The organism is Nostoc sp., assembly GCF_036918245.1.
GTDB lineage: Bacteria > Cyanobacteriota > Cyanobacteriia > Cyanobacteriales > Nostocaceae > Nostoc.
Genome location: NZ_JBALEF010000094.1, coordinates 212,943 through 232,458, shown reverse-complemented (window position 1 = coordinate 232,458; position 19,516 = coordinate 212,943). Strand labels below are relative to the sequence as shown.

General features: G+C 41.6%; 17 protein-coding genes and 1 pseudogene. 6 read left to right on the top strand and 12 right to left on the bottom strand.

Going from position 1 to position 19,516, the window contains the following annotated elements; translation table 11 throughout:
* Window positions 1–95 precede the first annotated feature (95 nt).
* Window positions 96–1,016, top strand: a complete 921-nt coding sequence (locus tag V7L12_RS27535) for a Tll0287-like domain-containing protein (RefSeq protein WP_335089189.1) — start codon at window positions 96–98, stop codon at window positions 1,014–1,016.
* A gap of 290 nt (window positions 1,017–1,306) precedes the next feature.
* On the opposite strand, the gene V7L12_RS27530 is transcribed toward V7L12_RS27535, so the two are convergent.
* The gene (locus V7L12_RS27530) at window positions 1,307–2,554 is read right to left on the bottom strand and encodes a serine/threonine-protein kinase (protein WP_335089247.1); all 1,248 of its coding nucleotides are present in this window, start codon (window positions 2,552–2,554) and stop codon (window positions 1,307–1,309) included.
* 358 nt (window positions 2,555–2,912) lie between these two features.
* Here V7L12_RS27530 and V7L12_RS27525 point away from each other — a divergent pair, with 358 nt between their 5' ends.
* Complete coding sequence (locus V7L12_RS27525; protein ID WP_335089187.1) at window positions 2,913–3,143, top strand: hypothetical protein; 231 nt, start codon at window positions 2,913–2,915, stop codon at window positions 3,141–3,143.
* Here V7L12_RS27525 and V7L12_RS27520 read toward each other — a convergent pair.
* The 3 genes and pseudogenes from V7L12_RS27520 to radA all read right to left on the bottom strand — a co-directional run.
* A pseudogene (locus V7L12_RS27520) lies at window positions 3,138–3,308 on the bottom strand (Uma2 family endonuclease); the annotation flags it as partial. The gene V7L12_RS27525 and the pseudogene V7L12_RS27520 sit on opposite strands and share 6 nt — an antisense overlap.
* 309 nt (window positions 3,309–3,617) lie before the next feature.
* Entirely contained in the window at window positions 3,618–4,343 is a 726-nt protein-coding gene (locus tag V7L12_RS27515; protein ID WP_335089185.1) for a Uma2 family endonuclease, read from the bottom strand.
* A gap of 73 nt (window positions 4,344–4,416) precedes the next feature.
* Entirely contained in the window at window positions 4,417–5,943 is a 1,527-nt protein-coding gene (radA, locus tag V7L12_RS27510; RefSeq protein ID WP_334816274.1) for a DNA repair protein RadA, read from the bottom strand.
* A gap of 170 nt (window positions 5,944–6,113) precedes the next feature.
* Between radA and rpaB the strand changes: the two genes are divergently transcribed.
* On the top strand, window positions 6,114–6,842 hold the full coding sequence (rpaB, locus tag V7L12_RS27505) for a response regulator transcription factor RpaB (protein ID WP_012412029.1): 729 nt from the start codon (window positions 6,114–6,116) through the stop codon (window positions 6,840–6,842).
* An 81-nt stretch (window positions 6,843–6,923) separates the two neighbouring features.
* Complete coding sequence (locus tag V7L12_RS27500) at window positions 6,924–7,583, top strand: cofactor assembly of complex C subunit B (protein WP_335089183.1); 660 nt, start codon at window positions 6,924–6,926, stop codon at window positions 7,581–7,583.
* A gap of 114 nt (window positions 7,584–7,697) precedes the next feature.
* On the opposite strand, the gene V7L12_RS27495 is transcribed toward V7L12_RS27500, so the two are convergent.
* On the bottom strand, window positions 7,698–8,612 hold the full coding sequence (locus V7L12_RS27495) for a M48 family metallopeptidase (RefSeq protein WP_334816270.1): 915 nt from the start codon (window positions 8,610–8,612) through the stop codon (window positions 7,698–7,700).
* Between the two features lie 155 nt (window positions 8,613–8,767).
* Here V7L12_RS27495 and V7L12_RS27490 point away from each other — a divergent pair, with 155 nt between their 5' ends.
* Window positions 8,768–9,286 (top strand): DUF456 domain-containing protein, encoded by a 519-nt coding sequence (locus tag V7L12_RS27490; RefSeq protein ID WP_335089180.1) that lies wholly within the window; start codon window positions 8,768–8,770, stop codon window positions 9,284–9,286.
* Between the two features lie 554 nt (window positions 9,287–9,840).
* Window positions 9,841–10,509: a PEP-CTERM sorting domain-containing protein gene (locus V7L12_RS27485; RefSeq protein WP_335089178.1), complete on the top strand. Its 669-nt coding sequence runs from the start codon at window positions 9,841–9,843 to the stop codon at window positions 10,507–10,509.
* Window positions 10,510–10,669: 160 nt separating this feature from the next.
* On the opposite strand, the gene nblB is transcribed toward V7L12_RS27485, so the two are convergent.
* From nblB to V7L12_RS27450, 7 genes are all read right to left on the bottom strand, one after another.
* Window positions 10,670–11,335, bottom strand: coding sequence for a phycobilisome degradation protein NblB (nblB, locus tag V7L12_RS27480; RefSeq protein ID WP_335089176.1), 666 nt, complete (start codon window positions 11,333–11,335; stop codon window positions 10,670–10,672).
* A gap of 66 nt (window positions 11,336–11,401) precedes the next feature.
* A complete protein-coding gene (locus V7L12_RS27475) occupies window positions 11,402–11,866 on the bottom strand; it encodes a CBS domain-containing protein (RefSeq protein ID WP_292866563.1) in 465 nt (154 codons plus the stop codon).
* A gap of 187 nt (window positions 11,867–12,053) precedes the next feature.
* The gene (gene mutT / locus V7L12_RS27470; RefSeq protein WP_335089174.1) at window positions 12,054–12,470 is read right to left on the bottom strand and encodes an 8-oxo-dGTP diphosphatase MutT; all 417 of its coding nucleotides are present in this window, start codon (window positions 12,468–12,470) and stop codon (window positions 12,054–12,056) included.
* A gap of 577 nt (window positions 12,471–13,047) precedes the next feature.
* A complete protein-coding gene (locus tag V7L12_RS27465; RefSeq protein WP_335089172.1) occupies window positions 13,048–13,392 on the bottom strand; it encodes a DUF760 domain-containing protein in 345 nt (114 codons plus the stop codon).
* 222 nt (window positions 13,393–13,614) lie between these two features.
* The gene (locus tag V7L12_RS27460) at window positions 13,615–14,571 is read right to left on the bottom strand and encodes an RNA polymerase sigma factor, RpoD/SigA family (RefSeq protein ID WP_334816256.1); all 957 of its coding nucleotides are present in this window, start codon (window positions 14,569–14,571) and stop codon (window positions 13,615–13,617) included.
* A gap of 561 nt (window positions 14,572–15,132) precedes the next feature.
* Complete coding sequence (gene carB / locus V7L12_RS27455) at window positions 15,133–18,399, bottom strand: carbamoyl-phosphate synthase large subunit (RefSeq protein ID WP_335089170.1); 3,267 nt, start codon at window positions 18,397–18,399, stop codon at window positions 15,133–15,135.
* 507 nt (window positions 18,400–18,906) lie between these two features.
* Window positions 18,907–19,461, bottom strand: coding sequence for a Dps family protein (locus tag V7L12_RS27450; protein WP_335089168.1), 555 nt, complete (start codon window positions 19,459–19,461; stop codon window positions 18,907–18,909).
* Between the last annotated feature and the right edge of the window lie 55 nt (window positions 19,462–19,516).

The following is a 19,516-nucleotide window of genomic DNA, read 5'->3' as shown; positions in this document are numbered from 1 at the left end:
CATAAAAATATGAAAGTTGATTGCTCATGCTAGAGTAAACAGTAACTTTAGACATATTTGTTCATAATAATTTGACTTGTAGGTAATCTAAAATTATGCTAAAAAATCTCAATTTGAAACAAAAATTTACAATTCTGCTACTGGTAATTTTGACATTTGGTCTGAGCTTGAGTGGATTTACTCTTTCTTCTCTACTGAGGGAGAATGCTAAACAAGATATTAGCTCAACTGGTCTCATGCTCATCCAAACCATGAGTTCTGTTCGTAAATATACCAGTAATCAAGTTAATCCAGAGCTAGTTGATAAACTGGCTACTGAATTTTTGCCGCAAACCGTGCCTGGATACTCAGCACGAGAGGTGTTTGAAATTTTACGGAAAACAACAGACTACCGTGATTTCTTTTATAAGGAAGCAACTCTCAATCCCACAAATCTTCGGGATAAGGCTGACGGTTTTGAGACAGAAATTGTAGAACAGTTCAGAAATAAATCAGACCTTAAAGAAGTTAGTGGATTTCGCTCAATTCCTGGTGGGGATATCTTTTATATTGCTCGTCCCTTAGCAGTTTCTGAACAAAGCTGTCTGGTCTGTCATAGTGTACCTGAAGCTGCACCTCAAAGTATGATTAGTCTTTATGGTGCTGCTAATGGATTTGGGTGGAAGCTTAATGAAATTGTCGGCGCTCAGATTATATCAGTACCTGCGAAGAATGTAATCAGCAAAGCCAATCAGTCTTCCTTACTAATTATCCTGATTGTATCAGCTATATTTATAGCAACTATCCTGTTAGTCAACTTGTTCTTGAATCGACAAGTTGTGATGCCTCTCAAACGCATGACTCGCATAGCCGAAGAAGTTAGTACGGGACATATGGAAGTTGAATTTGAGCAGATGTCTAATGATGAAATCGGTAATTTAGCTAAAGCCTTTAAACGGATGCAGTTAAGTTTAGAAATGGCGATGAAAAGAATCAAACGTACTCAAGGAGGTACAGGCAATTACAATAATTCGTAATGACGCTTTGTAGAAGACGTTGCGTGTAGCTTGCTTCTCCGAAGGAGTACGCGGACTCGCTACGGCGATGCTAACGTAATGAGGCTCTGTACAAGACGTTGCGTGTAACTTGCTTCCCCATAGAAGTATACAGACTCACTTTGCAGGATGCTAACGTAATTAATTTTTGTTTGTAGCGGATATTTAAACCTACTAAAAAACCTTGCTAATTTTATTAGCTCTGTTGACTTAAACGCATAGAATTAGTTAAAAGATTAAAAATTATTCCTCAATCCGTGATGTCTAAATATCTATGAAAATAAGCTTTTTTTGAATTCAAAAGCTGCTTGAAAGTTAGGAATTTCCTTAGTTACAAGTTCAATAAATTGATCAGCTGAAATATAAGGATTGTGACCTAGTATTTCTTCTATAATCAGATTTGCCATTGGGCCGATGTGGTAGGCTAATTCTTGCTGACAATGTTTGATAAATGCTGGTTGGAGTGAAGATTGTTGTTGTTGTTCGATTCTTTGCCCAGTTTGTGGACTAGTAAGTGAATTAAAAATTGTTTCTTCAGGTTGGTTATATGACTGTGATCGGGACGACATAGCCTGAAATTCAGGGTTAAATACCGTAGCTGGCAAATCATCAACCATGATTGCAGAAGACATAGCTACTTCTGGTTCTCCAATACACTCTAAATCTTGAAGAACTTCGCTGGCTCTTTGGTATCGCTTGTTAGGCCTATCTTCCAACATGCAATCAAGTACTTGAGCAAACCCATCAGTAACATAGGTATAATCACGCCAGTTCCATTCAAGTGAGTATTGATCCATTAGTAAAGATGGATCTCTAGCTGTGAGTAATACAATAGCAGTTACACCTAAAGCATAAAGGTCACTAGAGGGTGAACATAAACCCAAACTAATCTGTTCGCGGGGGGCATATCCCACTTTGCCGACAAGGGACATTTTGCCAACAAATGTTACCTGGTGGTTGGAATTTCTCCCCTCGTTAATGTCAGCAATTTGCTTGCCTACCCCGAAGTCAATCAGCACTGGCAGATCCTTGCCATCGGGTAACATGATGTTGTCAGGAGAAATATCTCGATGGATGATGTTGTGCTGGTGGACATATTCCAAAACAGGCAGCAGATTCTTTAGCCACTGTATAACTTCGTCTTCAGAAAAATTTCTTCCTTGACGTTGAAGTTCTCCTAGCAGTCTGGAATATGTTTTACCGTCAACATACTCTTGTACTAGGAATAACCGACCATCACCTTCAAAGCAAGCCAAAAACTTGGGAATTTGAGGATGCTGCAATTGATGAAGAATTTTTGCTTCTCTTTTAAATAAGTTACGATATTGTTCCAGTCCACTTTCGCCTGTACCAATGGGTGCAAATTCTTTGAGAACACAGGCTTCATTAAACCGACGAGTGTCAAATGCTAAGTAAGTTCGTCCCAATCCTCCCTGTCCTAGAAGTTTTTGGATAATATAGCGGTTATCGATTAGAGTTCCAGCAGCTATTTCTGGCCTTGTCATAGGGGACTGTGACATCATCATCGCACTCCTAGCGATTTTGTTATTGATAAATTATCTAATTTGCTGAAAGTCAGAAACTCTAGCAGATAAAGGCTGATAACATCCTTTAAATTGAGGTTAACACCACTATCGAGCCAAGGAAATACACTTTTCTACAATTTTCTGATGGTCTTGTGTTACCAAATAGACAATTTTAACCTGAGTAGTTTGATCATACTACTCATACTTAAGTATTTTAGCTGCTGCAACATAATCAGTGTCTGCGGTAATATCTGCAAATGTTCAGGGCATCGCCTTTTAGATTTGCTGCTGAACCTGATCTTACCCTTAGTAACCCAATTGAAACTGGATTGAGGAACAGTAAGGATATAGCATGACATCATGGTTTTTCATAAAAACTGAGGTGGCTATAGACTTGCTGAAAGGAACATTATATGTATTTCAAGTGATAAAGATGCGATCGCTCTCAAAAATTAATCTTTCTGGGAACCAATATCGTTATCAGATAGCTGCTTCGGCATCGGCTATCAAAATTATTAGTGCAGGTAATTCCTCAAAAGCAGAAAATTATGCTGCGTATCAAAAAAGACTCCTGAAGCTATAATAATTCATCTAGTTCATCAAGATTCACGCCTAACTGACGCAAACGTTCTGCTAATTGTTCTGCTTTTCGTTAGGCTTGAGTAGCTTCTTGTTCGGCAATCATAGCTCTTTGAGTTGCAGCAGCTTCCTCTGTGGGTGCGGGAATTAATTCTCCCGCCAAAGTGAACCTAGCTGCGAAGTGCAAGCGCACCGCTTTGCTAACGCCAGATTTTGAGATTACCTCTGCTACTATTATCTCTAAATCTTCGGCTTTTTTGGGTCAAATGCCACTGGACTCCAATTGTGAAACTTGCTCAAGGTTGGTAATTAGCAAGATATCACCTCTTTAAAATTTGCATTTGTGCAAGAGGTCTATTGTAGAGACGTTGCACTGTCCAGATACGCAACTTCTTTAAGAAGTCGGGTATCTAACTTATATCTGGTTTGTTAGCAAATTTTTAGCTAATCTAGCAAACCTAAATTCTTTATAAGAAGTCTAATCTTCAGGCTCAATCCCCGCAGCCCGTAATTGTGCTGCTAGTCGTTCGGCACGTTGGCGTTCTTGTTGTGCGCGTTGGCGTTCTTGTTGTGCTAATTCTCCACCCCAAAGCAGAAGGTTTCCTTGTTCATCCCACCACCGTAACCACTTTCCTACGCGATTTTCACGAGTACCTTGCCACACCCCAAGGTAAAGATTCATTTCTGCTATCCAGTAGCGTTGATTTTCATCAGGCTCTTGTAAGATGTACTGTTCGTTTTGTAAGCGATACATCTCGAAACTGCCGCTATCTGGCTCAAAGATAATGTAATTTGGCACTTTTAAAATGCGCTCGTAGAAAAACCATTTTCCTGGGGGATATGTCGCTTTGATAGAATACTCTGTCTCCTGTGTATCGGAAATAAATTCCATCACAATTACTGGTATTTCTCCTTGTAGCTGGGGAGTGTAACTGCGTTTTACCTCTTCGCGTTCAACACGAATATTAGGTATGTATGCCCAATCAGGAGCTTTGATGACCATTTTGCCATTCAAGGTGGCACAAATACCGTAATTGGTTGGAGTTAAGGCATTAACTGAAATTTTTCCGGCTAATTGTAGACTTTCTGTAAGTGCAGCAGCTAAGGCTGGTTGATTGATGTTGTCCACTGGATCATCCGGGAGTTTGTAATCATCGGGTAGTTTTTCCCAAGTGATTTGGTAGTCTTGGGTGAGGGCTGTCATGATCGGTTTTCCTTTGGTGTATAAAAAGGATTAGGGACTGTTTTCCTAATACCCAGTCCCGAAGCGGCTATGGTTACTCATCTTCATCAAGTTCTAAATCGTCTGCTGTCAATTCTTGATGGGGGATGGCGGCAATAATCGCATCTATTACTTTAGAGACTGGTAATATCTCAATATTCAAGTCAGGAAATTTTGTCCCTTTTGGCACGATCGCTCGTTTAAATCCCAACTTAGCAGCTTCTTTCAACCGCAGTTCCATTTGAGAAACCGATCGCACTTGTCCACCTAACCCAACTTCACCGATTAATACTGTACCGGGATCAACTATGCGATCGCGGAAACTAGCTACAATTGCGATCGCTATTCCTAAATCTACCGCCGGTTCTTCCACATTTAACCCACCCGCAGAAGCAACGTAGGAATCCAATTTCGACATCGGAATTCCCACTCGTTTTTCTAAGACGGCAAGAATTTGCACTAGGCGGTTGTAATCTACGCCAGTTCCAGCCCGCCGAGGGGAAGGGTAGCTGGTAGGACTCACTAAAGCTTGCAATTCTACAACGATAGGACGAGTGCCTTCGCAAGCAACCACAATGGCAGTACCTGGCGCTGGATCGTCACGGTTGCCTAAAAATAGCTCTGAGGGGTTGGAGACTTCTCGCAATCCATCTGCCACCATTTCAAAGATACCGATTTCGTGAGTTGCACCGAAGCGGTTTTTGACTGTCCGTAATAATCGATGGGAGGCAAAGCGATCGCCTTCAAAATACAACACTGTATCGACTAAATGTTCTAAAACTTTTGGCCCAGCGATCGCTCCTTCTTTGGTAACGTGTCCGACAATCAGCATAGTGACATCTTCGTGCTTTGCCACCTTCATCAAGGCTGCGGTACATTCCCGTACCTGAGCTACTGAACCTGGTGCAGAAGTCAGCGCCGGAAAAAACACCGTTTGGATACTATCAATCACCGCCACATTTGGTTTTAGAGAATCTATTTCCCGTAAAATTTCTTCTAAATCTGTTTCTGGCAGTACATATAAATCAGCACCTATACTGTCAGGGTCTATAGGAAGTGCGGGATCTACTACTACTTCAACCTTCCCCTCACTAACTACACTTAGAGGTTTTGATACTCCTAAACGGGAAGCTCGTAATTTTACCTGCTGTCCCGATTCTTCACCAGTTACGTAAAGGATGCGGTATTTCTGTGCTAATTGATTAGATACTTGCAACAATAAAGTCGATTTCCCAATACCTGGATCGCCACCAATCAGCACCATAGAGCCAGGGACAACCCCACCTCCAAGCACTCGATCTAATTCTCCATAACCAGACTCCCAACGGGCAATTTGGCGATCGGTAATTTGATCAAATGTTAAAGAGGCTCGCGCTTTAGCTGGTTTAGCATGAGATTTGCCATTGCCTTGAGCTGATTGCCAACTACTCACTCCCCCCCGACTGGGTACATCTACTGAGGATTGAATAGAAATTTGTTCTTCTAGAGAGTTGTAAGTGCCGCAAGCTGGACACTTACCAAACCACTGGGGCGATTCTGCTCCACATTCGTTACAAGTGAAAAAAGTTTTTGGCTTTGCCATTCTTAAATCTTATTAAATAATCTTAATATTTACTTAATTCTTGAAAAAAACTAAAAACTAATAATAGTGGTATTTAGAGCTTTTTCCAAATCAATTCATGGAATGATATCTTAATATTATGGTATTAAAAATTAATCATGTAAATTTTTAGTTAAGGAGCCTAGAGAAACTTGGAAAGCCATAAAGAAAAAATCTTGGTGGTAGACGACGAAGCTAGCATTCGCCGGATTTTGGAAACACGCCTTTCCATGATTGGCTACGATGTAGTGACGGCTGGCGACGGGGAAGAAGCTTTGGAAACTTTTCGCAAAACAGAGCCTGACCTGGTAGTTTTAGATGTAATGATGCCAAAGCTAGACGGCTATGGTGTATGTCAAGAATTACGAAAAGAATCAGATGTCCCCATTATTATGCTAACAGCGTTGGGTGATGTCGCCGATCGCATCACTGGATTAGAATTAGGTGCTGATGACTATGTAGTTAAACCATTTTCTCCTAAGGAGCTAGAAGCCCGGATTCGCTCTGTGCTAAGGCGAGTAGATAAAAACGGTGCTTCTGGAATTCCCAGTTCTGGGGTAATCCATGTCGCTAATATTAAAATCGACACGAATAAGCGACAAGTTTACAAAGGCGATGAGCGCATTCGATTGACGGGTATGGAGTTCAGCTTGTTAGAGTTGTTAGTCAGTCGCTCTGGAGAAGCTTTTTCTCGTTCGGAAATTTTGCAGGAAGTATGGGGTTATACACCAGAACGTCATGTAGATACCCGCGTAGTAGATGTGCATATATCACGTTTGCGGGCAAAATTAGAAGATGATCCTAGCAACCCAGAATTGATTCTCACCGCACGGGGTACTGGTTATCTTTTCCAGCGAATTATTGAACCAGGGGAGGAGTGAGAGATGAGTGAGCAGGGGGAGCAGAGGGGACAATGGGGACAAGGAGAATAACCCTACCCAATGACTAATGACTAATGACTAATGACCAAATCTGATCCTAATCGAGTTTTGCGGCGTCTACCCATTGTTGTGGGTGGGCTAGGCGCTCTACTTTTATTGATTAACCGTTTATTGACACCGGAATTAACCCAGTCTCAATCACGTGGTGATGTAGTGGGCGTGGTTTTGAGTGCGGTGTTAGTTTTGACGGGTTTAATTTGGCAGCAAGTTCAGCCGCGATCGCCTGATATTGTAGAACTAATTGGAGAAGAAGGTTTTGTACTAACAGCAGATTTACCCGAAGCCGTGAAAACAGAGCTAGCCTGGGCATCTCATTTATTGTTGACTAATACAGTAACGCGATCGCTTGTGGTTTTTTATCAAGGTAAAGTTTTGTTGCGTCGCGGGATTCTGAGTACTAAATCTGAAGTTGTGCCAGGAGTAATCTTAAAACAGGTACTCCAAAAACAAAAACCGATTTATTTAGTTGCTCTAAAAATATATCCAGGTAGGCTTGAATTTGATTATTTACCAGAAAATACTCAAGGTGTAATTTGTCAACCTATTGGCAACCAAGGTGCATTAATTTTGGGAGCAAATGCTCCTCGAAGTTACACCAAACAAGATGAAAACTGGATTGCAGGAATTGCTGATAAATTAGCCGTTACTCTTCGCTCGAATTTATCCAACCAAGCGAGTTAACCTAAATTTAGGTTTGTCATCTGTGAGAATAACTCGTAATTTGTAATTACTACCTCAAATTGACTTGCTGGTATCTATAAGTTAATTACGAATTACGAATTACGAATTATTAACTCACCAAGAAGTCAAAAAATTCCACCCTTCCTTTTCCTCTGGCGTCTTTCCTTCTTTTTCTTCCGGTTTTTCGGGTGTCTTTAAATTTGTTTGTTGAATTAAATTATCATAAGCTCCTGAATCAACCCATTTCAATAACTCGCCAGCCCGCATAACTACCCAAGAAAGCCCAGGCTCTGTATAGCTTAATATTTTGGTGACTTTATCCACACTATCAAAGTTATTGGATGCAAACTCACGGGCTTGGATGAGGAAATCTTCAATCACAGGAGCAGTCAAGTACTCATCTGGTAAACCCGCGAGTTTCATCAGTGCAGTAGTTGCTACGTTAATATCCTGACAAGCAAGCATTGCAGCACGATCAGCAGTGAATCTAGCCATCATCCGCCAATTATATAAACCTAGTTCCATACCACCAGCTACTAAGCCTCCGACTCCCAGTGTGGTACTGCTCAACAAATTTTTCAATGTTGGCATAACAATTGCCATTTGGTGGTAAATCATGTGCTGACTCTTGATGCGAGCGACTTCATGTCCGAAAACGTAAAGCAACTCATCTACGCCAAGCCACTCCATTGCATCTAAATTGATACCGACAAGGGGTTTTTCCACCCCAACAATATAGGTTTGAATGTGACCTGTGCCTCGAAATAGATACAATTCAGGAAGTGGAGCAACATCAAGAATTTGGCAGGTTTCTACAAATGCTTGATGTAAATCGGGAAAATTACGCGGCGAAATTCTGATTTCACTACCAAGGCTTTGCAGTCTGAGTAAGCGATCAATACCGTATTCGTTAATTTTTTTGAGTAGCAGAGAGACACCGGGCATATTTTGCAAAGAAGCCAGGGCTTTACGATCAAAGGGGTGTTCGTAGGCTTCTGAACTCAGTCCAGTTAATATTTTTCTCGTCATGGGTTTTGAGCTTTTAAATAGCAGTTTAGAAGCATTAGGCAAACTTGCACCACAGTGTACTAGGCATTTCTCCCTATCTTATCCAGATAGAATATACAGTAGGGGCGCACAGATGTTCGCCCCGATGAGAAAATTTGGCAATTTACAATTAATCTATGCAAATTATTTATTGGCTATTAGTTGCCGTGATGGTTGTGGGTATTATCGGTGCTGTAGTTCCAGCTATTCCTGGTAGCAGCTTAATTTTAATTGCAATTATCATCTGGGGAATCGTTAGTAGTTCCTTTGCAGCTATCAAGATTCCACTAATTGTGACAATTATAGTTTTACTGCTCAGTATCGGAGTAGATTTTTTAGCTAGCTATGTGGGAGCAAAACAAGCTGGAGCTAGCAAGTGGGGGCAAATTGGCGCAATTGTTGGTTTGGTGGTAGGATTTTTGGGATTATTACCAACTTTACCTTTTGGGGGGCCACTGTTAGGAATTTTACTAGGCCCGCTTTTGGGAGCAATTATTGGTGAGTACCTTTACCGGCGTGAATTAGGGTTGGCGGTTAAAGCAGGTATAGGAATTGTAGTGGGATCTTTGGTTGGAAATTTGATTCAAGGGTTGTTAGCGATCGCCGCAGTTGTAGTTTTTGTTGTGACAACCTGGCCACAGGTATTTGGCTCTTAGCATTTGAGAAATCTGACAGATTTGAGAACAGCGATAATAGCTAGCAATTAGCTGTTTGTTACAAACATTCAATTTGATAACCAAGACAATCCATAGTAAACAAATACAGCGGTTCCTGCCATTTATTCTATGAGAGGAACCGTTTTAGTAAATATTGCCAACTAGAAAGATTATAGATACGCTGCACACTCCATTTATCTAAAATATGGTTGAGCAGTTCTAAGTATAAAAAATACTTTTACGTTAGCATTACGTAAATAGTTTTTCTTAAAGTCGGAGCTATTGCCAATAATTTAAACCTTAGAGAGTAAGAGATATACGAAGCGCAGATATGTAAAAAATTAAAACTTTATGAAGACAATTTATTAGTTGAAGATGTGATGAAGACCACTCAGTAAATATTGCAGGTTCTAAGTCTATGTGATTTTATGGAGATAAGAAATACATCACACAAGTTTCGCTTTCGCTGACAGTATTTTAAATAGATTACTGATAGTAAAGGTCAAGCAATCAATTTCTCTGTTCCAGGTTATTATTAGGACTCTCAAACACTCATGATTAATTTTAAATCTAAATTACTAAACACTACTCTGGCTGCTAGTTTTGCAATCCCCTTGGCTACTACTGCGATGTTTACATCTGCTGGTTCAGCTCAAGCTATAAGCCTAAATGGGAGTATTGGTCTTGATGGTACATCTATCGTTCCTAATGATGGAATCAATCCACTTAAGACTAGCATTAAATTTGTCGATGTTGATGGTGTTGATACTGATGGTGATTTTACAGCCTTCTCACCAAATTTAAACCCAGGCGCAGGTATTACCATTAACCCTCTAACTTTAACCAGGACAGCTGTTCTATCAGGCACAAAAGCTACATACTCTACAGGAGTTTACACTCCATTCATTAATTTCGGATCGCGAACCCTGGGTAGTACTACTGCGCTTCTTAGCTTTGACCTAGATGATTCTGTAGTTACCAGAATTCGGAAATCGGGTACTGACATTAATGACGTAATATTGGATGGGATTACGGGGAAATTTAATTTCAATGGAAAAACTATTGCGACAGGCAATTTGGGTGCTTCTCTTAATGGAAAGACAAGCACTTACCACTTAACTCTTAACGCAGTTAGCGTTCCTGAGCCAACCACAATGCTAGGCTTAGGTTTAGTTGGTGCTGGTATGGTTATGTCTCGCCGTCGCAAAAGTGTAATTCAATAGTCCTATCCTAAATATAAAAAAGTTACTTTTAATTGCTAAAAGTAACTCTAATTGATCTATTCGATCTGGCTGGAATGCAAAATTTTCCCAACCAGGTCGAATTTTTTATACTGTCAGATAAATCTATATGAATGGTAAATTTTCTTAACCTTAGATAGACTTAAACTGACTGCAAAGATTGTTTCGCTTCGCTTGCGATCGCATCTACTTCATCATTAGCCAGAGTTTCTAATATAGATTTGGCTTCTGGATTATCCAAACGAGCTAAGGCTTGCACAAGTCTGTAACGAATTTGCCAATCTGGGTTGGTAGCATAGGGAGCCAACAGAGGAACTGCTTGTACATCTCCCAAGTCACCCAAAGAACTAATAGCAGCAGTTTGGACTAATTCGTTTTCTGATGAGAGTGCCTCTTTGAGTAGTTCAAAGGCTCGTGGATCGCCCAACTCTCCTAATGTAGCAATAATGCTGAATTGTATTAGCCATTCATCGGTTGTATGATAAAGCTGCTGTAAATCTTCAAAAGCTTCACTTAACTTCAGAGCGCCCAAACAGTCTGCTGCTGCTGCTTGTACATCTACTTCGGAGTCATGAAGTAAGCGATCGCGCAAGATATCTAAGGATAACTGTAAATCTTGGGTTCCAAGTGTATCCATTTGACTCACTGCTGAGTAACGGACACGGGAATTGCGATCGCCAATAGCACTTTGAATTAATTCAAAGCCAACCGCAGGTTCCAATTCGCGGATTTGATTTACAGCACGTAAGCGATCGCCTAAATCCTCAGAACTAAGCAATTGCTTAACAGACTCCGGAGTAATACTCATTTAGTTATCCTTGATTTTCAAATGTATAAAAAAGACAAACGCGATTAATCGCGTCTCTATTTTTGACTAATCTTGACTAGCAGCCATTGCCCGAATAATATCACCACGAGTAAGAATACCAATTACTTGATCTGTACTATCAAGTACTGGCAAGCGGTGAACGCTGCGATCGTGCATGATTGTAGCTGCTTCTTTTAAAGTTTTATCAGGGGAAATAGCGATCGGGTTTTTACTCATCACCTCCCCGACGGTTTGCCCTAGAGCTTTGTGCAAATCACGATCATACGTAGCAGGATTTTTTAAATAGATAACACTATCAAGAAACATAATGTACGCAGGTGGAGTAACACCAGTTTCTTGCCACATCAAATCGGTTTCCGAGATAATGCCCACCAATTTACCGAGATCATCCACAACAGGTAGTCCGCTGATATGGCGTTCTGCGAGAATTTGGATAGCTTCCTTGAGTGGAGTTTCCTCCCGGACGACAATAGGATCGCGGCTCATTACATCGGCAACGGTTTTAGGCATTTATTTGCTGACACATTAAATCAAAGTCCCTGCGCCTATTGTAGAAAATTGCGGGACTCAACCTGATGCAATTAATAGATTGTTACGGGATTAGTCATTAGAAATTGGGAATTGGGAATTGGGCATTGGGAATTGGGCATTGGGCATTGGTTATTAATTATTCTCCTCTGCTCCCTCTGCTTCTTTCCTACTCCCCAATCCCTTTTAATGCAGCAATAATTTGAATATTTGCTTTCGGAAAAGTAAATTGCTCCAGTTCTTCCAAAGTTACCCAGCGAATTTCATCGGATTCTAAAGGTTGGGGCACACCTGTAACATGTCGGCAATGATGTACTGTGAGAGTAACGCGCAAGTTTGTATAGCTGTGGTCAATAGTAATCAGATGCTCTCCCACTTCAATTACTATTCCCAGTTCTTCGGAAATTTCCCGTTGGATACATTCTTGGATAGTTTCACCTGGCTCTATTTTACCACCAGGAAATTCCCACAAACCACCCATCGCTCCTTCTGGACGACGACGGTCAATTAAAATTTGCTTTTGGTCATTCCAAATTACTGCAACACCAATGATTTTATAGGGTGGGAAAGAACTGGTTTCACTCATAGTTCAATGGGGAGTAGGGAAAGAATTCCTTAATTTTGACTCTTGACTAATAACAAAACTCGGCAGACTAGTTATAACTCTGCCGAGTTTAAATTTATTTATTGCAAAGGTCATCTAGCAGTGTTCGTTTATCCACAAATGTGCATTAATCATCTACAAGTACACCTCTAATATCGTGTCTGGTTAAAAACTTATTATTAAGACCGCAGAGGCCTAGAAGGGAGGAATTTTCTGGCTTTATGCATAAGTTGGGGAGTTATAACTAACTAGCCTGACATCATATAATTGATTGAATTAATCACAAAATTACAGGAGTTCACAGAGAAGCGAAATCAAAGACTCCGCGTTCCTCTGCGCTAACCTCAGCATTCCTACCCTGCGGGAAGGCGAAGCGCCTATGCGTTGAAATTTCAACCTGAATTCGTCACTATTTTGGATATTTTAAAAAACTTAGCTGATGTCTAATCGGGAATTAGCGGCAAAGATTTCGCAGAGACTTATTTTCAATTCGTATCGCCGTAACTATGACTAGCTATCAGCCTAACAATATTGATTAAATTTCCCAAATTTTACATTTCTAGTCAATTTCGCTGTTGTCAGTTTCAGATCCTTGTAAAACCATTTCAAAATTCATTCTCTGTTCAGCGTTACGCAAGAAATAACCACTAATCATCGCAGAAGCAAGAAGCCTACCTAGATTTTCCCGATTTGTGGTTACAGTAACACCAAAGTGTTCTGAAGGTAGATTACCTAATAATCCTGTAATATTCCGTTCCATCACCTGAAAGACTTCGGCAGACGTGGGTTTGGATAGCTGGGTAACTGTCTCTGGACTCAAGGATTTAACGTACTGCCAGAGTGAATCGTTAGTTTCTGATTCGCTATTAAAAAATTCTGAGACACGATTGGATGGGTTACTCATTTTTTAGCTCCTTAACTACCACTATTAGCTGCGGTGCTTGTGATTTTAATATTAAATGTCTGTTTTGGATTTGACTTAGTTATTTTGTCTTCCTGTCAACTAATGTAACAGCCTAGCGTCAGAGTGGAAGTAGGTGTAACCGTACCAAAGTCAGCGTATTTTCTCACCCCAATAAATAGGTGAGGAGTGGGGAGTTAATTACAAACTCATCACTCCTAACTTCTAACTTGCCAAATATTCATCCATGTTGGCTTTAGACTTGCGAAGTTTGCTTAAGGCTTCCCGTTCAATTTGTCGGACTCGTTCTCTACTGATGTTCAATATTTCACCAATTCTAGCCAGAGTCAGGGCTTGCCCATCAGTTAAGCCAAAGCGCAGTGTGATTACTTCCCTCTGTTGTGGCGTTAGATCGCCCATTAAGCGATCTAAGTCATAAGATAGGGAAGATTGCATAACAAACTCTTCGGGAGAAGCTCCTGGATCTTCCAGCATTTCTCCGAGTTCGGTGTCGTAGTTATCACCCAGCCGCAAATCCAAGGAAAGAGGCAAACGCGCCTTTTCTAAATACTCTCGTACTTGTTTGGGCGTCAATTCTAATTCTTGAGCTAGCTCCCCAGCCGTAGGAGCGCGTCCCAACTTTTGAGACAATTGGCGCTGTGCCTTTTTAATCTTATTTAATTTTTCGGTGATATGGATCGGCAACCGAATTGTACGAGCTTTTTCGGCTATAGCACGAGTAATAGCTTGCCGAATCCACCAATAGGCATAAGTAGAAAATCTGTACCCTTTGGTGGGGTCAAACTTTTCTACGCCCCGTTGCATACCAATACTACCTTCTTGGATCAAGTCCAGTAAATCGACGTTGCGCTTGATGTATTTTTTGGCAACGGACACTACCAGCCGCAAATTGGCTTCTACCATCTTGCGTTTGGCAATTTCACCATCTGCGATCGCTTCGTTCAACTCTGCTGGTTCTAGGTTTGTTGCTTTGGCCCACTCTTCTAGAGTCGGTTGATGACCTAGCTGGGTGGCAAGAGATTCCCTTGATTCGTGCAAAGCGCAGGAACGTTGCACCTGTTTACCATAGAAAATCTCTTCCTCGTGGGTTAAGAGTGGCACACGGCCAATCTCACGCAGGTAAGTCCGCACGAGGTCTGTGGCTATCTGAGCGGTCTTCATGGCGCTACTCTTTGGTAATGATGGGGTTGGCGGTAGGGTCATTAAGGGATAGATGCTTTCTTTATTTATTAGGGTGCTACCCAGTCAGACTGGGAACCCGTACTATGGTTTGCAACTTACGCGCCTGAGAAACTCGGCTGCTCATAATAATCAAATTTAGGCTTCTTAACTGCTAAAACTACAGTTATTTCCTACTTTTCACAAGTATCTACAGTTAGATAAAAGGTTGCTTTTTAAACATTTTTTATGGAAGTCCTATTAATAATTGTAACATTTATGAGAATATTTTGGCTAGATGGCGACATGAAATTTCCTGGTTTTTCCAGTTCATCCAACCTTGTTCTCTATCTTAAGGCTGACTAAAAGTCAATTTAAGAAATGATCTGGTTCAAATAATTTTCCTCATATTTGTTAAAGTATCTCAATGAGAACTATATTCATTCTCTTCTAACAATTGTTTAATTTTTTCTGGGAATTGGGCATGGGGCATAGGGCATGGAGCATGGAGGTAGTTATTCCCCTTGTCTCCCCTGCTCCCCTGCTCCTCTGCTTTCCTACTCTCTACTCCTTAGCGATCGGGCAGTACTCTTGGATAGTTTTTACATCCAAAGTGGTATTTTGTAAGGAACGGATGGCGGCGACGGTAGCTTTTGCACCGGCGATGGTAGTAATGATGGGAATTTTGTAAGCTAAGGCTGTGCGGCGGATTAACCTAGCATCAGTCTGGGCTTCTTCCCCTGATGGTGTGTTGATAATAAGTTGGATTTTCTGGTTTTTGATTGCATCTAGGACGTGGGGACGACCTTCATGGAGTTTTAACACTAATTCAATATTTAACCCCTGTTCCAGAAGAACTCGGCGTGTACCAAGGGTAGCCATCACTGTAAAGCCCAAATCGATAAATTCCTTGACCACACTACTTGCAGCAGCTTTATCGCGATCGCTCATTGATACAAATACAGTTCCCGTTAACGGTAAACGCTCCCCAGCACCCATCTCCGCTTTGGCAAAGGCACGGCCAAAGTCGCTGTCAATCCCCATGACCTCACCAGTGGATCTCATTTCTGGGCCCAATATTGTATCAGTTCCTGGGAATTTATTAAAGGGTAATACTGCTTCTTTTACAGCAATATGTGTGGGAATGACTTCCTCTGTAAAATGTAGCTCCTCTAAGGTTTTGCCCGACATAATTAAGGATGCTAGCTTCGCTAACTGTATGCCCGTAGCTTTAGAAACAAATGGGACTGTACGGGAGGCGCGGGGGTTGGCTTCCAAAATGTAAACTTGGGGAGAATAACTACTTGCGCCAACAACGGCAAATTGGATATTCATCAACCCCACGACTGACAGCGCTTGTGCTAGCTGCACCGTCCAAGTGCGAATTTGATTGAGAACTGCTGGTGATAGGGAAATGGAAGGTAAGGAACAAGCGGAATCTCCTGAGTGAATCCCTGCTTGTTCGATGTGTTCCATGATGCCACCAATCACCACCCTTCCTGTATGATCGGCGATCGCATCGACATCGACTTCAATCGCGTTTTCCAAAAACTTATCAATCAAAATCGGATGTTCTGGTTCCACTAGTACCGCAAAGGTCATGTAGCGTTCCAACTCAGCATCGGAATAAACGATTTCCATCGCCCGTCCCCCCAACACATAGCTAGGACGCACCACCACCGGATAGCCAATGCGTTTAGCAACAATCAGCGCATCTTCGTAACTCCGGGCAATACCATTGGGCGGTTGGGCAATATTCAACTGTTGAAGAATCTTTTCAAACCGCTCCCGGTTTTCTGCCATGTCGATGGAATCTGGTGATGTACCCCAAATTTTAGTGATCAGTTCTGAAGTGTCATTGTTAAGAAACTTTTGTAAAGGAATAGCCAACTTCAGCGGGGTTTGTCCGCCAAATTGGATTATCACCCCAACTGGATTTTCAGTTTCGATAATGTTAAGAACATCTTCTTTTGTTAACGGCTCAAAGTAAAGGCGATCGCTGGTATCGTAATCTGTCGAAACTGTCTCTGGGTTAGAGTTGACCATAATTGTCTCATAGCCCGCTTTCTTCAAAGCATAGGCGGCATGACAACAACAATAATCAAACTCAATTCCCTGCCCAATGCGGTTGGGGCCACCACCCAAAATCAACACTTTTGGCTTGGTTGCTGGCAAAACCTCTGTTTCTTCTTCGTAGGTAGAATAGTAGTAGGGAGTAAACGCTTCAAACTCAGCAGCGCAGGTATCTACGGTTTTATAAACTGGGATAATCCCTAGTGACTTGCGGTAGGTGCGAACTTCATCTTCGGTGGTTTTGGTGGCATAAGCAATCTGGCGATCGCTATATCCGTCCCGCTTCACTTCATAAAGTTGCTCTTTTGTCAATTGCTGTAAAGGTGTCCGCTTGAGAAATTTCTCGACATCTAGCAGTTGCTGAAATTTATCTAGGAACCACGGGTCAATACCAGTCAGTTCGTAGATTTCCTCAGCACTAATCCCTAGTTGCAAGGCATGGCGTACGGAGAAAATGCGATCGGGGTTAGGTGTCCGCAGTTGGGCGCGAATTTGTTCACCACTGGGTAATTTTTCGGCTTTGTCGCAACCCCAACCAGCGCGTCCGGTTTCGAGCGATCGCAGTGCCTTTTGGAAGGATTCGTTGAACGTCCGCCCAATTGCCATTGCTTCCCCGACTGATTTCATTTGGGTTGTCAGCACTGGTTCCGAACCAGGGAACTTTTCAAAGGCAAAGCGGGGGATTTTTGTCACCACATAGTCAATTGTCGGCTCAAAAGACGCGGGAGTTTTCTTGGTGATGTCATTTTTAATTTCATCCAAGGTGTAGCCCACAGCCAATTTTGCAGCCATTTTGGCAATGGGGAAACCCGTGGCTTTGGAAGACAAAGCCGAACTGCGGGAAACGCGCGGGTTCATCTCAATTACAACCACATCCCCATTAATCGGATTGACGGCAAATTGAATATTAGAACCGCCAGTTTCTACACCGATCTCACGGATGATTTTAATTGCCATATCCCGCAGCCTTTGATATTCTTTATCAGTGAGGGTTTGCGCGGGAGCGACGGTAATAGAGTCCCCGGTGTGAATGCCCATCGGGTCAAGGTTTTCGATGGAGCAGATAATCACCACGTTATCTGCCAAGTCACGCATCACTTCGAGTTCATATTCTTTCCAACCGAGTAAAGACTGGTCAATGAGAATTTGCGAAACAGGGCTGGCATCTATACCTACCTGTGCCATTTCTTCAAATTCTTCTTGGTTGTAGGCAATACCACCGCCACTTCCACCCATTGTGAAAGCTGGACGAATAATTAGAGGATAAGTACCAATTTGGCGGGCAACAGCTTTGGCTTCTTCTAAAGATTCGGCTGTGTCGCTGGGACACACAGCTACCCCAATCCTTGCCATTGCTTCACCAAACAGTTTTCGATCTTCGGCTTTTTCGATCGCTGGGAGTTTAGCACCGATTAACTCAACACTGTACTTTTCCAACACGCCATTTTTGGCTAAAGCAACGGCGAGGTTGAGGGCGGTTTGTCCTCCCATCGTTGGTAGTAGAGCATCGGGGCGTTCTTTTTCAATGACTTTTTCGACCAATTCTGGAGTTAGCGGCTCAATGTAAGTGCGATCGGCCGTTTCCGGGTCGGTCATAATCGTTGCAGGGTTGGAGTTGACCAAAACCACTTCATAGCCTTCTTCTCGCAGCGCTTTGCAGGCTTGAGTGCCAGAGTAGTCAAACTCACAGGCTTGTCCGATCACAATTGGACCAGAACCTAACAGTAGAATCTTCTGGAGGTCGTCACGGCGGGGCATAGTCGTTGCCTTGGAATATGAGAATAGAAATCCTGATCATTTTAAGGGTCTTTACCCCCTGTGGTGCTTTTTATTATTAAGTTTTCTAAGTTTGATGACAGGAAGGAGTGGGGAGTGGGGGAGCAGGGGAGAATAATTAATAACCAATACCCAAAGCCCAATGATTATTTTGTATTTCTAATTTTATTTAATTATGATCCTCAAATTTCTAAAGCTTTTGCGAATCTTTATTATTTAATCTGATGAACCTTGCGATAAATGATGATTTATTTTGACATCTATCTGTCTGCTTATTTATGCACAAATAAATTACTTAGATAAAAATTTATCTTAACTAGCTAATTGCTAAATATTTTCAACGTTAAAGATTATATAAATATGTTTACTTGTATGAAAAATGGCAGAGAAATAGGTATACCATTCTCTGCCATTTTTTATAATATTTTAATAGTTGGGCTGCCAACTTTTTCTTTGAGTCTAGGTAGACAAATCTAGATTATGAGAATTTTAGCTTTGAACTGCTTGGACAAACCCTAAAGTTAAGCTGTCTTTGGCGAGGAAGTGAGATAAATGATATGCACGTTCCTCAGTTTTCAACAAAATCTTTTCGTACAGATAGCGTGTGCCCCGATCGCCTAAACTCTCTGCCTGAGCAGCTTGACGACGAATCACGCCAATGATTGCTTGTTCGGCAGCTAGGTCGTTTTCCACCATTTGGCGAGAGGAATATACGCCTTCAGATTCTTGCTCAAAACAGGTTAATTCTGCTAATTTGCTGAAGGTACCTACTGGCACACCACCCAGTCCATCCAAACGTTCGCCAATTTCATGAACGTGGTCTTGTACTTGGTTGTAGCTTTCGTTAAAAAACTCATGCAGAGAGTAAAATTCTGAGCCTTCAACTACAAAATGATGCTTTTGGTACTGCAAGTACAGTGCCTGGAAACTAGCTAATATAACGTTAAATCCTTCTGTAACCGGAGCAGTTACACTGTGATCCAGCAATACAGGATTGTCATATACATGACCAAAATTCCGTAACAAAGTTTGCGTTTCAGACATTGTTCTCCTCTCTATTTAGCAATTATAGATTTTAACTGCTCATTGTTTACATATT